This is a genomic window from Enterobacter sp. BNK-22 (assembly GCF_048684805.1).
GTDB lineage: Bacteria > Pseudomonadota > Gammaproteobacteria > Enterobacterales > Enterobacteriaceae > Enterobacter > Enterobacter quasiroggenkampii.
In genome coordinates, this window is sequence record NZ_JBLQTT010000001.1 from 2648184 (window position 1) to 2662116 (window position 13933).

Genomic DNA, 13933 nt, shown 5'->3' on the forward strand with positions numbered 1-13933 from the left:
ATCGTAAAACGCAGAGGATTTTTGCTGATTTCGCAATAATTAAACGTCAGATAAGAAAAAAGCCCTGAGCGTTAACTCAGGGCTTTTAATAAGTGGCGGAACGGACGGGACTCGAACCCGCGACCCCCTGCGTGACAGGCAGGTATTCTAACCGACTGAACTACCGCTCCACCGAAGACTGCTTGTAACCACCGGATTAATGCACCGGCTTACTACTTAATTTGATGCCTGGCAGTTCCCTACTCTCACATGGGGAGACCCCACACTACCATCGGCGCTACGGCGTTTCACTTCTGAGTTCGGCATGGGGTCAGGTGGGACCACCGCGCTAAAGCCGCCAGGCAAATTCTGTTCATCTGTATCAAGGCTGAATTTTGATTGTGCGTCTCTTCGCCGAAACATCTTCGGCGTTGTAAGGTTAAGCCTCACGGTTCATTAGTATCGGTTAGCTCAACGCATCGCTGCGCTTACACACCCGACCTATCAACGTCGTCGTCTTCAACGTTCCTTCAGGACTCTCAAGGAGTCAGGGAGAACTCATCTCGGGGCAAGTTTCGTGCTTAGATGCTTTCAGCACTTATCTTTTCCGCATTTAGCTACCGGGCAGTGCCATTGGCATGACAACCCGAACACCAGTGATGCGTCCACTCCGGTCCTCTCGTACTAGGAGCAGCCCCCCTCAATTCTCCAGCGCCCACGGCAGATAGGGACCGAACTGTCTCACGACGTTCTAAACCCAGCTCGCGTACCACTTTAAATGGCGAACAGCCATACCCTTGGGACCTACTTCAGCCCCAGGATGTGATGAGCCGACATCGAGGTGCCAAACACCGCCGTCGATATGAACTCTTGGGCGGTATCAGCCTGTTATCCCCGGAGTACCTTTTATCCGTTGAGCGATGGCCCTTCCATTCAGAACCACCGGATCACTATGACCTGCTTTCGCACCTGCTCGAGCCGTCACTCTCGCAGTCAAGCTAGCTTATGCCATTGCACTAACCTCCTGATGTCCGACCAGGATTAGCTAACCTTCGTGCTCCTCCGTTACTCTTTGGGAGGAGACCGCCCCAGTCAAACTACCCACCAGACACTGTCCGCAACCCGGATCACGGGTCTACGTTAGAACACCAGCCATTAAAGGGTGGTATTTCAAGGACGGCTCCATGCAGACTGGCGTCCACACTTCAAAGCCTCCCACCTATCCTACACATCAAGGACCAGTGTTCAGTGTCAAGCTATAGTAAAGGTTCACGGGGTCTTTCCGTCTTGCCGCGGGTACACTGCATCTTCACAGCGAGTTCAATTTCACTGAGTCTCGGGTGGAGACAGCCTGGCCATCATTACGCCATTCGTGCAGGTCGGAACTTACCCGACAAGGAATTTCGCTACCTTAGGACCGTTATAGTTACGGCCGCCGTTTACCGGGGCTTCGATCAAGAGCTTCGCGTTGCCGCTAACCCCATCAATTAACCTTCCGGCACCGGGCAGGCGTCACACCGTATACGTCCACTTTCGTGTTTGCACAGTGCTGTGTTTTTAATAAACAGTTGCAGCCAGCTGGTATCTTCGACTGATTTCAGCTCCACCCGCAGGGGCTTCACCTACATATCAGCGTGCCTTCTCCCGAAGTTACGGCACCATTTTGCCTAGTTCCTTCACCCGAGTTCTCTCAAGCGCCTTGGTATTCTCTACCTGACCACCTGTGTCGGTTTGGGGTACGATTTGATGTTACCTGATGCTTAGAGGCTTTTCCTGGAAGCAGGGCATTTGTTACTTCAGCACCGTAGTGCCTCGTCATCACACCTCAGCGTTAAAAGGTACCGGATTTACCTGGAACCTCCGCCTACATGCTTAAACCGGGACAACCGTCGCCCGGCTAACATAGCCTTCTCCGTCCCCCCTTCGCAGTAACACCAAGTACAGGAATATTAACCTGTTTCCCATCGACTACGCCTTTCGGCCTCGCCTTAGGGGTCGACTCACCCTGCCCCGATTAACGTTGGACAGGAACCCTTGGTCTTCCGGCGAGCGGGCTTTTCACCCGCTTTATCGTTACTTATGTCAGCATTCGCACTTCTGATACCTCCAGCATGCCTCACAGCACACCTTCAACGGCTTACAGAACGCTCCCCTACCCAACAACGCATAAGCGTCGCTGCCGCAGCTTCGGTGCATGGTTTAGCCCCGTTACATCTTCCGCGCAGGCCGACTCGACCAGTGAGCTATTACGCTTTCTTTAAATGATGGCTGCTTCTAAGCCAACATCCTGGCTGTCTGTGCCTTCCCACATCGTTTCCCACTTAACCATGACTTTGGGACCTTAGCTGGCGGTCTGGGTTGTTTCCCTCTTCACGACGGACGTTAGCACCCGCCGTGTGTCTCCCGTGATAACATTCTTCGGTATTCGTAGTTTGCATCGGGTTGGTAAGCCGGGATGGCCCCCTAGCCGAAACAGTGCTCTACCCCCGAAGATGAATTCACGAGGCGCTACCTAAATAGCTTTCGGGGAGAACCAGCTATCTCCCGGTTTGATTGGCCTTTCACCCCCAGCCACAAGTCATCCGCTAATTTTTCAACATTAGTCGGTTCGGTCCTCCAGTTAGTGTTACCCAACCTTCAACCTGCCCATGGCTAGATCACCGGGTTTCGGGTCTATACCCTGCAACTTAACGCCCAGTTAAGACTCGGTTTCCCTTCGGCTCCCCTATACGGTTAACCTTGCTACAGAATATAAGTCGCTGACCCATTATACAAAAGGTACGCAGTCACACCACGAAGGTGCTCCCACTGCTTGTACGTACACGGTTTCAGGTTCTTTTTCACTCCCCTCGCCGGGGTTCTTTTCGCCTTTCCCTCACGGTACTGGTTCACTATCGGTCAGTCAGGAGTATTTAGCCTTGGAGGATGGTCCCCCCATATTCAGACAGGATACCACGTGTCCCGCCCTACTCTTCGAGTTCACAACCTGTGCATTTTCGTGTACGGGACTGTCACCCTGTACCGTGCGACTTTCCAGACGCTTCCACTAACACACAAGCTGATTCAGACTCTGGGCTGCTCCCCGTTCGCTCGCCGCTACTGGGGGAATCTCGGTTGATTTCTTTTCCTCGGGGTACTTAGATGTTTCAGTTCCCCCGGTTCGCCTCGTTAACCTATGTATTCAGTTAACGATAGTGCAACGAATTGCACTGGGTTTCCCCATTCGGACATCGCCGGGTCAAAGGTTCATATCACCTCGCCGGCGCTTTTCGCAGATTAGCACGTCCTTCATCGCCTCTGACTGCCAGGGCATCCACCGTGTACGCTTAGTCGCTTAACCTCACAACCCGAAGATGTTTCACTTCATGATTGCGAAAATTTGAGAGACTCGAACACACCTTAAAGATGTGTCGTTTCAATTTTCAGCTTGATCCAGATTTTTAAAGAGCAAAACTTCGCAGTGCACCTTTTCAGGTTCACTCTGAAGTTTTCTTGGGTTCGCAGTAAAAGATGGTGGAGCTATGCGGGATCGAACCGCAGACCTCCTGCGTGCAAAGCAGGCGCTCTCCCAGCTGAGCTATAGCCCCATCGTTTTGCAATCTCTGTACCGCTCATCCTTTAAAAGGAGTTTGGTAGGCCTGAGTGGACTTGAACCACCGACCTCACCCTTATCAGGGGTGCGCTCTAACCACCTGAGCTACAAGCCTGCAGAGATTTTTACTGCTGTTTTTCATCAGACAATCTGTGTGAGCACTGCAAAGGCAGGTTCTTTAAGGTAAGGAGGTGATCCAACCGCAGGTTCCCCTACGGTTACCTTGTTACGACTTCACCCCAGTCATGAATCACAAAGTGGTAAGCGCCCTCCCGAAGGTTAAGCTACCTACTTCTTTTGCAACCCACTCCCATGGTGTGACGGGCGGTGTGTACAAGGCCCGGGAACGTATTCACCGTAGCATTCTGATCTACGATTACTAGCGATTCCGACTTCATGGAGTCGAGTTGCAGACTCCAATCCGGACTACGACGCACTTTATGAGGTCCGCTTGCTCTCGCGAGGTCGCTTCTCTTTGTATGCGCCATTGTAGCACGTGTGTAGCCCTACTCGTAAGGGCCATGATGACTTGACGTCATCCCCACCTTCCTCCAGTTTATCACTGGCAGTCTCCTTTGAGTTCCCGGCCGGACCGCTGGCAACAAAGGATAAGGGTTGCGCTCGTTGCGGGACTTAACCCAACATTTCACAACACGAGCTGACGACAGCCATGCAGCACCTGTCTCAGAGTTCCCGAAGGCACCAATCCATCTCTGGAAAGTTCTCTGGATGTCAAGAGTAGGTAAGGTTCTTCGCGTTGCATCGAATTAAACCACATGCTCCACCGCTTGTGCGGGCCCCCGTCAATTCATTTGAGTTTTAACCTTGCGGCCGTACTCCCCAGGCGGTCGACTTAACGCGTTAGCTCCGGAAGCCACGCCTCAAGGGCACAACCTCCAAGTCGACATCGTTTACGGCGTGGACTACCAGGGTATCTAATCCTGTTTGCTCCCCACGCTTTCGCACCTGAGCGTCAGTCTTTGTCCAGGGGGCCGCCTTCGCCACCGGTATTCCTCCAGATCTCTACGCATTTCACCGCTACACCTGGAATTCTACCCCCCTCTACAAGACTCTAGCCTGCCAGTTTCGAATGCAGTTCCCAGGTTGAGCCCGGGGATTTCACATCCGACTTGACAGACCGCCTGCGTGCGCTTTACGCCCAGTAATTCCGATTAACGCTTGCACCCTCCGTATTACCGCGGCTGCTGGCACGGAGTTAGCCGGTGCTTCTTCTGCGGGTAACGTCAATTGCTGAGGTTATTAACCTCAACACCTTCCTCCCCGCTGAAAGTACTTTACAACCCGAAGGCCTTCTTCATACACGCGGCATGGCTGCATCAGGCTTGCGCCCATTGTGCAATATTCCCCACTGCTGCCTCCCGTAGGAGTCTGGACCGTGTCTCAGTTCCAGTGTGGCTGGTCATCCTCTCAGACCAGCTAGGGATCGTCGCCTAGGTGAGCCGTTACCCCACCTACTAGCTAATCCCATCTGGGCACATCTGATGGCAAGAGGCCCGAAGGTCCCCCTCTTTGGTCTTGCGACGTTATGCGGTATTAGCTACCGTTTCCAGTAGTTATCCCCCTCCATCAGGCAGTTTCCCAGACATTACTCACCCGTCCGCCGCTCGCCGGCAAAGTAGCAAGCTACTTTCCGCTGCCGCTCGACTTGCATGTGTTAGGCCTGCCGCCAGCGTTCAATCTGAGCCATGATCAAACTCTTCAATTTAAGTTTGATGCTCGTGAATTAAACTTCGTAATGAATTACGTATGTTCACTCAGAGACTTGAGTATTCATTTTTCGTCCGAGGACGTTAAGAATCCATGTCACTTTGAGTGCCCACACAGATTGTCTGATAAATTGTTAAAGAGCAGTGCAACGCGGCTTTCGCTCACCGTTGCGAGGTGGCGTATATTACGCTTTCCTCTTTCAGAGTCAACCCGTTATTTCAGGATTTTTTCTCTTCAACCGACCGCGGTGTTTGTGAAGTGATTCACATCCGCCGTGTCGATGGAGGCGCATTATAGGGGGCCGCCGAGGAATGACAAGCGGAAAAATGCATTTTTATTTCAACCGCTCATCTTTTCGCCAGAAAGGCTATTTTTGGTGCTTTTTAATCTCTTTTGGCAGCTCGGCCAGACTATTAATTACCCAATCCGCCGCATTCTCAGCTTCTGGCGTCACAGGCTTGCCGGTGCGCACTAATATTTTGGTCCCTACACCCGCTGCTGCAGCTGCCTGCATATCTTCCAGTTTATCGCCCACCATATAAGAAGCCGCCATATCAATGTGCAGGAACTCCTGCGCAGAGATGAACATTCCCGGATGCGGCTTACGGCAATCACAGGTCTGACGATATTCTTCTACGGTTCCCTGTGGGTGATGCGGACAATAGTAGATGCCATCGAGATCCACACCGCGGTCGGCCAGTGACCAGTCCATCCATTCCGTCAGCGTCTCAAACTGCGCTTCGGTAAATTTACCGCGTGCAATACCGGACTGGTTCGTCACCACCACCAGCGCATAACCCATCTCTTTCAGCTGGCGCATGGCATCTATTACGCCCTCGATAAACTCGAACTCATCAATCTCATGGACATAACCGTGATCCACATTAATAGTGCCGTCACGATCGAGGAAAATTGCGGGTACTGATTTTGCCACCGGTTTGCTCCTGAAAAAGGCATGTTCGACTAGTATCTCATGAATCGCAGCGCAATAAAGTGCTCATCGTACAGAGTTGGATTGATTTAGACGTCTGGATGCCTTAACATCCGTTTTGTTTACGGTCATCACCCGTATCTGGCAGAAGAAAATGCCACGGCTAACTTACATACGATAAAAATAATCTAATGATTAAACTTTCCAATATCACCAAAGTGTTCCAGCAGGGGAACCGAACCATTCAGGCGCTGAACAACGTCAGCCTGCATGTTCCTGCTGGTCAAATTTATGGCGTCATTGGCGCATCGGGTGCAGGTAAAAGCACGCTGATCCGTTGTGTTAACCTGCTTGAGCGCCCAACCCAGGGCAGCGTAGAAGTTGGCGGCCAGGAACTTACCGCCCTTTCAGAGAAAGAACTCACCAAAGCGCGTCGTCAGATTGGCATGATTTTCCAGCACTTTAACCTGCTGGCCTCCCGCACCGTGTTCGGCAACGTTGCCTTACCGCTTGAGCTGGATAACACGCCGAAAGAAGAAGTGAAGCGTCGCGTCACCGAGCTGCTCGACCTCGTGGGTCTGGGCGACAAACATGATAGCTACCCGGCAAATCTGTCAGGTGGGCAAAAACAACGTGTGGCCATTGCCCGCGCGCTGGCAAGCAATCCTAAGGTACTGCTGTGCGATGAAGCCACCAGCGCACTGGATCCGGCAACCACGCGTTCGATTCTGGAACTGCTGAAGGACATTAATCGTCGCCTGGGCCTGACGATCCTCCTTATTACGCACGAGATGGACGTGGTGAAACGCATCTGTGACTGCGTGGCGGTCATCAGCAACGGTGAACTGATCGAGCAGGACACGGTAAGTGAAGTGTTCTCGCATCCGAAAACCCCGCTGGCGCAGCAGTTCATCCAGTCCACGCTGCATCTGGATATTCCGGAAGACTATCTGGAGCGTTTGAAAACCGAACCCGCTGCTGACAGCGTCCCGATGCTGCGCATGGAGTTCACCGGTCAGTCCGTTGATGCTCCCCTGCTTTCCGAAACCGCACGTCGCTTTAACGTGAACAACAACATCATCAGCGCGCAGATGGATTACGCCGGTGGCGTCAAGTTCGGCATCATGCTGACAGAAATGCACGGCACACAAGAAGAAACCCAGGCAGCCATTGCCTGGCTGCAAGAACATCACGTAAAAGTAGAGGTACTGGGTTATGTCTGAGCCGATGATGTGGCTGCTGGTTCGCGGCGTTTGGGAAACGCTGGCAATGACCTTTGTCTCTGGCTTCTTTGGTTTTGTGATTGGCCTGCCGGTCGGCGTGTTGCTGTACGTGACGCGTCCGGGTCAAATCATTGAGAACGCGAAGCTGTACCGTACGCTCTCTGCGCTGGTGAACATCTTCCGTTCTATCCCGTTCATTATTTTACTGGTGTGGATGATTCCGTTTACCCGCGTGATCGTCGGAACGTCTATCGGTCTGCAGGCGGCGATCGTTCCGCTGACCGTTGGCGCTGCGCCGTTTATCGCCCGTATGGTGGAAAACGCCCTGCTGGAAATCCCAACCGGTTTGATCGAAGCTTCCCGTGCGATGGGTGCCACGCCGATGCAGATCGTCCGCAAGGTTCTGCTGCCGGAGGCACTGCCAGGGCTGGTGAATGCGGCAACCATTACGCTTATCACCCTGGTCGGTTATTCGGCGATGGGCGGTGCCGTAGGCGCGGGCGGTTTAGGTCAGATTGGTTACCAGTACGGCTATATTGGATATAACGCGACCGTGATGAATACCGTTCTGGTATTGCTGGTTGTTCTGGTTTACTTAATCCAGTTCTCTGGCGATCGCATCGTCCGGGCTGTTACGCATAAATAACGTTACACACAACACAAACTCTACGAGTTAAGGATAAAACATGGCGTTAAAATTAAAGACCTTCGCAGCAGTAGGCGCGCTGATCGGCTCTCTGGCACTGGTGGGTTGCGGTCAGGACGAAAAGGATCCAAACCACATTAAAGTGGGCGTTATCGTAGGTGCAGAACAGCAGGTTGCGGAAGTTGCTCAGAAAGTGGCAAAAGAGAAGTATGGCCTGGACGTGGAGCTGGTGACCTTCAACGATTACGTTCTGCCGAACGAAGCGCTGAGCAAAGGCGATATCGACGCGAACGCCTTCCAGCATAAGCCATACCTGGACCAGCAGATCAAAGATCGCGGCTATAAACTGGTGGGTGTCGGTAACACCTTCGTTTATCCGATTGCCGGTTACTCTAAGAAAATTAAATCACTGGACGAACTGCAGCCGGGCTCTCAGGTTGCCGTGCCTAACGACCCAACTAACCTTGGTCGTTCCCTGCTGCTGCTGCAGAAAGTGGGCCTGATCAAACTGAAAGACGGTGTTGGCCTGCTGCCAACCGTTCTGGACGTCACCGAGAACCCGAAAAATCTGAAAATCGTTGAACTGGAAGCACCGCAGCTGCCACGTTCTCTGGACGATGCGCAGATTGCTCTGGCCGTTATCAACACCACGTACGCCAGCCAGATTGGCCTGACGCCAGCCAAAGACGGTATCTTCGTTGAAGATAAAGACTCCCCGTACGTTAACCTGATCGTGACTCGCGAAGACAACAAGGACGCGGAAAACGTGAAGAAATTCGTTCAGGCCTATCAGTCAGACGAAGTTTACCAGGAAGCCAACAAAGTGTTTAACGGCGGCGCTGTTAAAGGCTGGTAATCTCACCTCAGTGTAATATCATCAGGACGGGCTTATGCCCGTCTTGTCATTTGTGCAGTCAACTGATTCAATATCTGACGTTTTGATTATCCATTGAGGAAATATTATGCGTGCTTTACCGATCTGTCTTTTAGCACTCATGCTGAGCGGCTGTTCTATGCTAAGCAGATCTCCCGTTGAACCTGTTCAAAGCACGGCAACCCCGCCAAAGACCGAGCCTGCGAAACCGAAAGTGGTTCGCCCTGCGCCGGTTCGCATTATCACGAAAGCGGACGAACTCGTCGGTAAACCGTTCCGTGAACTGGGCGAAGTGAGCGGCGAATCCTGTCAGGCGACTAATCAGGACTCACCACCGAATATTCCGACTGCGCGTAAACGCATGCAGATTAATGCCGCAAAAATGAAAGCTAACGCGGTCCTGCTGCACAGCTGTGAAGTCACCAGCGGCACGCCGGGCTGCTACCGTCAGGCGGTGTGCATCGGTTCTGCGCTGAATATCACGGCGAAATGAGTGCATTTCAGTTCGAGCAGATAGGCGTTATCCACTCTCCTTATAAAGAGAAGTTCGCCGTCCCCCGCCAGCCCGGCCTTGTCACCAGCGGACGCGGTGAGCTTCACCTGATTGCGCCTTACAATCAGGCCGATGCGGTACGCGGGCTCGAGGCGTTCAGCCATCTGTGGGTGGTGTTCGTGTTTCACCAGACGATGGAAGGCGGCTGGCGTCCTACCGTGCGTCCTCCTCGTCTTGGCGGCAATGCGAGAATGGGGGTGTTTGCGACGCGCTCGACCTTTCGTCCAAACCCGGTTGGCATGTCGCTGGTTGAACTGAAAGGCATACGCTGCCAGAAAGATCAGGTGATACTTGAGTTAGGTAGCCTGGACCTGGTCGACGGCACGCCGGTGATCGACATCAAACCCTATTTACCCTTCGCCGAAGCCCTTCCGGACGCGCGTGCAAGCTATGCCCAGGACGCACCACAGGCGGATATGCCGGTGTATTTTACCCCTGAGCTCGCCTCGCAGCTCGGTCAACTGGAGAAACGCTATCCTCGCTTACGGGATTTCATCACCGAAGTGCTGGCACAGGACCCGCGACCGGCCTACCGTAAAGAAGAGGAAGCAGGAAAAACGTACGCCGTCTGGCTGCTGGATTTTAACGTTCGCTGGCGCGTCACCGGGGCAGGTTTTGAAGTGTTTGCCCTGGAACCCAGGTAATTTTGTTCTCCTCTCTTTTGGCATCTTTGCCACACTGGTAAACTAAACCACTTTTTTTGTGTCAGGCTGGTGTTTCAGCCTGTTCCAATCGTCGAAATGGAACCGTAACAACATGCGTACTAGCCAATATCTGCTCTCCACTCTGAAGGAGACGCCTGCCGACGCCGAAGTGATCAGCCATCAGCTGATGCTGCGCGCCGGGATGATCCGCAAGCTGGCCTCCGGGTTATACACCTGGCTGCCGACCGGCGTGCGCGTCCTGAAAAAAGTCGAAAACATCGTGCGTGAAGAGATGAACAACGCCGGTGCTATCGAGGTGTCCATGCCTGTGGTTCAGCCCGCTGACCTGTGGCAGGAGAGTGGCCGTTGGGAACAATATGGCCCTGAACTGCTGCGCTTCGTCGATCGCGGCGAGCGTCCGTTTGTTCTCGGCCCAACGCATGAAGAAGTCATTACCGACCTGATTCGTAATGAGCTGAGCTCTTACAAACAGCTGCCGCTGAACTTTTTCCAGATCCAGACCAAGTTCCGTGACGAAGTTCGCCCACGTTTCGGCGTTATGCGCTCTCGCGAATTCCTGATGAAAGATGCCTACTCTTTCCATACCTCTCAGGAATCCCTGCAAGAGACGTACGACGCAATGTACGCGGCATACAGCAAAATCTTCTCCCGCATGGGTCTGGATTTCCGCGCGGTGCAGGCTGATACCGGCTCCATCGGCGGTAGCGCATCCCATGAGTTCCAGGTTCTGGCGCAGAGCGGTGAAGACGATGTGATCTTCTCTGACTCCTCTGATTACGCGGCGAACATCGAATTTGCAGAAGCGCTGGCACCAAAAGAACCGCGTGCTGCGGCAACGCAAGAGATGACGCTGGTTGATACGCCAAACGCGAAAACCATTGCCGAGCTGGTTGAGCAGTTCAATCTGCCGATCGAAAAAACCGTTAAGACCCTGCTGGTGAAATCCACCGAAGGGAGCGCTTACCCGCTGGTTGCCCTGCTGGTGCGTGGCGATCACGAGCTGAACGAAGTGAAGGCCGAGAAGCTGCCGCAGGTCGCCAGCCCGCTGACGTTCGCCACTGAAGCGGAAATCCGCGCCGTGGTCAATGCTGGGCCAGGTTCACTGGGTCCAGTCAATCTGCCGGTGCCCGTTGTTATTGACCGCACGGTAGCCGCGATGAGCGACTTCTCCGCTGGTGCGAACATCGACGGTAAACACTACTTCGGCATCAACTGGGATCGCGACGTGGCGACGCCGGAAGTGGCTGACATCCGTAACGTGGTCGCAGGCGACCCAAGCCCGGACGGTCAGGGTACCCTGATGATCAAGCGCGGTATCGAAGTGGGTCACATCTTCCAGCTGGGCGATAAATACTCGCGCGCGCTGAACGCCGCCGTTCAGGGTGAAGATGGCCGTAACCAGATCCTGACCATGGGTTGCTACGGTATCGGGGTAACGCGCGTGGTAGCTGCGGCGATTGAGCAGAACTACGACGAGCGCGGCATCGTCTGGCCGGACAACATCGCACCGTTCCAGGTCGCTATTCTGCCAATGAACATGCACAAGTCTTACCGCGTGCAGGAGCTGGCCGAGAAGCTGTATGCCGAGCTGCGTGCGCAGGGTATCGAAGTGCTGATGGATGACCGTAAAGAGCGTCCGGGCGTGATGTTTGCCGATATGGAACTGATCGGTATCCCACACACCGTCGTGATCGGCGACCGTAACCTCGATAGCGACGAGATTGAATACAAATACCGTCGTAGTGGCGAAAAACAGATGATCAAGACCGGCGACATTCTTGATTACCTGGTGAAAGCCATCAAAGGCTAAACAAAAAAACCCCGCTCAGGCGGGGTTTTTTAATGGCGCTACGTCAGCTTATTTGCTGTTACAGTCTTTGCCCGCAATAAATTTCGCGTCTTTGTCCGCCACCAGCGTTTTCACCATCTCTCCGCTATCCGGGTTTGGCTCCAGCGTAAAGTGACCGTCCACCGTCAGCAATATCGGCTTGCTGTCATTGCCGCGCGCCACAGCGTAATCACGCTCAAGCTGGGCATTGTTTGCCACGCTGACCTTCTTGCCGGTTGCGCAGTCGGTAAAGATCGCCGCATCCGCCATATAGAAGTACATCCCGCGCATTGCCATCGGCGTCGCGGGCAGAGCCGCTTTCACCGGCGCCAGCGTGTAGTTGAACTGGGATTCAATAGGATTACCTTCGCGGTCGAGCATCTCCATGCTGTCACCTTTAGGGCGGAACCAGGTTTTCTCGCCGGAGGTATCGGTGAGGACAAGCTTCTCCGCTGTACGCGCCCATGTTCCATAAGTCGCAAAAGAAGAAGGCGCTTTCCCGCCCTGATAGCGCTGGTTCATCACCCAGGTGCCGTCTTTTTGCAGGAACAGGGACGTTTCAATGCCTTCACAGTCCGCGCAAGGCAATACGCCGCGCCAGCTCTGCTGCATTGGTTTTAATTCTTCCGTTTGCGTGGGTTGCAAAACCTGCGTTTCTGAACGGTTGTTACACCCGAAAAGCGCAAACAGCGTACTCACTGCCAGCGCTGACCATAATGCTTTTTTCACAATGAATTCCTTATGAAATTTGTGTTCCCTTTCGTCACTCTGTCGGGCGACGAACTTTACCGCGTAATGCTTTCACTGTGGATTTTTGGGCCTTCGAGGACAGCCGACGCTCTTTCGATGCGCGGGTTGGCCGCGTTGCCCGGCGGCTTTTTTGTACTGCCGTTAATTCTTTGATGACCGCCACCAGCCTGGCGATGGCCGCTTCCCGGTTGAGCTCCTGGCTGCGGTATTCCTGGGCTTTGATCACCATCACGCCATCGCTGGTGATGAGGTGATGGCTGGCAGCAAGCAGACTTTCTTTATAATACTCTGGCAGGCTTGAGGCCCGAATGTCAAAACGCAAATGGATAGCCGTTGAGGCCTTGTTAACGTGCTGCCCACCGGCCCCCTGAGCACGGATGGCGGTGATCTCCAGCTCGTTGTCCGGAATGCTGACGTTTCGGGACAAGACGATCATGAGGCCGGTTGCCACGCCGTTAAATGAATTTCCAGATTATTCTGAGAATCAGAAAGCCAGATTGCACCGTCCTGAATCGTCGCCTGCAACACCATGGTCCGGCTGGCAAAGTCGCTCAGCTGCGCCAGTTGCTCATCATCCAGATACCAGACGGTGAGATTTTTAAACTGCCCGCACTTGCTCTTGTTTTGCTGCCACCAAATCTCTGCAGCACGCTGATTATACGCGAATAAGGCCACTTCAGCGGACTGGGTGCAGGCCTTCTTAATTCTGCGCTCGTCCGGCAGTCCGAGTTCGATCCACAAATCGATACCCAGATGATCGTTGCGCAGCCAGGCTTCAGGCTCGTCTTCTGCGCTTAACCCACGGGTAAACTGCAGACGCTCGTCAGCGTATTTAATCCACGCCAGCAGGCGCAGCATCATGCGCTCCTGGGTTTCGGAGGGGTGGCGTGCCAGCGTCAGCGAGGCGTCCAGGAACTGGTTGCGATCAAGATCGGCCACATTGACCACTGCTTTATAGATTGTCGCTTTCAGCGCCATGAGAGAACTCCATTCGAATCAGGCGCTCATTGTAGCGAAAACCGCGGCAAAAGGCTGTTGTAGGGTGATAAATACACCGCTATCAAGGCGCTGATATTGCTTAAATGAGTATGGTATAGTCACCTTGCTAAACCGAGTTTATCTTCGTAGGCTTAATGATATCTCACAGTAAGTCAGTGCGCTGGC

10 protein-coding genes, 3 tRNA genes and 3 rRNA genes are annotated in these 13933 nt (G+C 53.5%); 6 read left to right on the top strand and 10 right to left on the bottom strand.

All coding sequences use genetic code 11. The features are described from left to right. Nucleotides 1–93: 93 nt before the first annotated feature. From ACMGGE_RS12560 to gmhB, 7 genes are all read right to left on the bottom strand, one after another. Nucleotides 94–170, bottom strand: a tRNA-Asp gene (locus tag ACMGGE_RS12560). Between the two features lie 56 nt (nucleotides 171–226). Next, a 5S ribosomal RNA gene (rrf, locus tag ACMGGE_RS12565) occupies nucleotides 227–342 on the bottom strand. 72 nt (nucleotides 343–414) lie between these two features. Then, nucleotides 415–3319 (bottom strand): 23S ribosomal RNA (locus ACMGGE_RS12570). A 171-nt stretch (nucleotides 3320–3490) separates the two neighbouring features. Beyond that, nucleotides 3491–3566, bottom strand: a tRNA-Ala gene (locus tag ACMGGE_RS12575). A gap of 43 nt (nucleotides 3567–3609) precedes the next feature. Further along, a tRNA-Ile gene (locus tag ACMGGE_RS12580) sits at nucleotides 3610–3686 on the bottom strand. Nucleotides 3687–3755: 69 nt separating this feature from the next. Continuing rightward, nucleotides 3756–5297 (bottom strand): 16S ribosomal RNA (locus ACMGGE_RS12585). Together the 16S, 23S and 5S rRNA genes with 3 tRNA genes alongside form the textbook arrangement of a ribosomal RNA operon. Before the next feature lie 369 nt (nucleotides 5298–5666). Next, complete coding sequence (gene gmhB / locus ACMGGE_RS12590; protein ID WP_045907848.1) at nucleotides 5667–6233, bottom strand: D-glycero-beta-D-manno-heptose 1,7-bisphosphate 7-phosphatase; 567 nt, start codon at nucleotides 6231–6233, stop codon at nucleotides 5667–5669. Nucleotides 6234–6421: 188 nt separating this feature from the next. Between gmhB and metN the strand changes: the two genes are divergently transcribed. The 6 genes from metN to proS all read left to right on the top strand — a co-directional run bounded on the left by metN (nucleotide 6422) and on the right by proS (nucleotide 12001). Then, on the top strand, nucleotides 6422–7453 hold the full coding sequence (metN, locus tag ACMGGE_RS12595) for a methionine ABC transporter ATP-binding protein MetN (protein WP_023310475.1): 1032 nt from the start codon (nucleotides 6422–6424) through the stop codon (nucleotides 7451–7453). After that, nucleotides 7446–8099 (top strand): methionine ABC transporter permease MetI, encoded by a 654-nt coding sequence (locus ACMGGE_RS12600; protein WP_003856130.1) that lies wholly within the window; start codon nucleotides 7446–7448, stop codon nucleotides 8097–8099. Before metN ends, ACMGGE_RS12600 begins: the two co-directional genes overlap by 8 nt. Nucleotides 8100–8139: 40 nt before the next feature. Then, complete coding sequence (metQ, locus tag ACMGGE_RS12605; protein ID WP_420293820.1) at nucleotides 8140–8955, top strand: methionine ABC transporter substrate-binding lipoprotein MetQ; 816 nt, start codon at nucleotides 8140–8142, stop codon at nucleotides 8953–8955. Between the two features lie 106 nt (nucleotides 8956–9061). Further along, complete coding sequence (rcsF, locus tag ACMGGE_RS12610; protein WP_008501883.1) at nucleotides 9062–9466, top strand: Rcs stress response system protein RcsF; 405 nt, start codon at nucleotides 9062–9064, stop codon at nucleotides 9464–9466. Beyond that, the gene (gene tsaA, locus ACMGGE_RS12615) at nucleotides 9463–10170 is read left to right on the top strand and encodes a tRNA (N6-threonylcarbamoyladenosine(37)-N6)-methyltransferase TrmO (RefSeq protein WP_063620854.1); all 708 of its coding nucleotides are present in this window, start codon (nucleotides 9463–9465) and stop codon (nucleotides 10168–10170) included. The genes rcsF and tsaA overlap by 4 nt, the downstream gene beginning before the upstream one ends. A gap of 112 nt (nucleotides 10171–10282) precedes the next feature. Then, nucleotides 10283–12001: a proline--tRNA ligase gene (proS, locus tag ACMGGE_RS12620; protein ID WP_111963984.1), complete on the top strand. Its 1719-nt coding sequence runs from the start codon at nucleotides 10283–10285 to the stop codon at nucleotides 11999–12001. Between the two features lie 48 nt (nucleotides 12002–12049). Here the strand turns inward: proS and nlpE are convergent, their stop codons facing one another. From nlpE to ACMGGE_RS12635, 3 genes are read right to left on the bottom strand one after another with little or no spacing between them, the layout of a single operon-like run. Then, nucleotides 12050–12748, bottom strand: a complete 699-nt coding sequence (nlpE, locus tag ACMGGE_RS12625; RefSeq protein WP_262767155.1) for an envelope stress response activation lipoprotein NlpE — start codon at nucleotides 12746–12748, stop codon at nucleotides 12050–12052. 34 nt (nucleotides 12749–12782) lie between these two features. Continuing rightward, nucleotides 12783–13205, bottom strand: coding sequence for an alternative ribosome rescue aminoacyl-tRNA hydrolase ArfB (gene arfB, locus ACMGGE_RS12630; protein WP_028018285.1), 423 nt, complete (start codon nucleotides 13203–13205; stop codon nucleotides 12783–12785). Further along, nucleotides 13202–13747: a YaeQ family protein gene (locus ACMGGE_RS12635; protein WP_021240481.1), complete on the bottom strand. Its 546-nt coding sequence runs from the start codon at nucleotides 13745–13747 to the stop codon at nucleotides 13202–13204. Before ACMGGE_RS12635 ends, arfB begins: the two co-directional genes overlap by 4 nt. Between the last annotated feature and the right edge of the window lie 186 nt (nucleotides 13748–13933).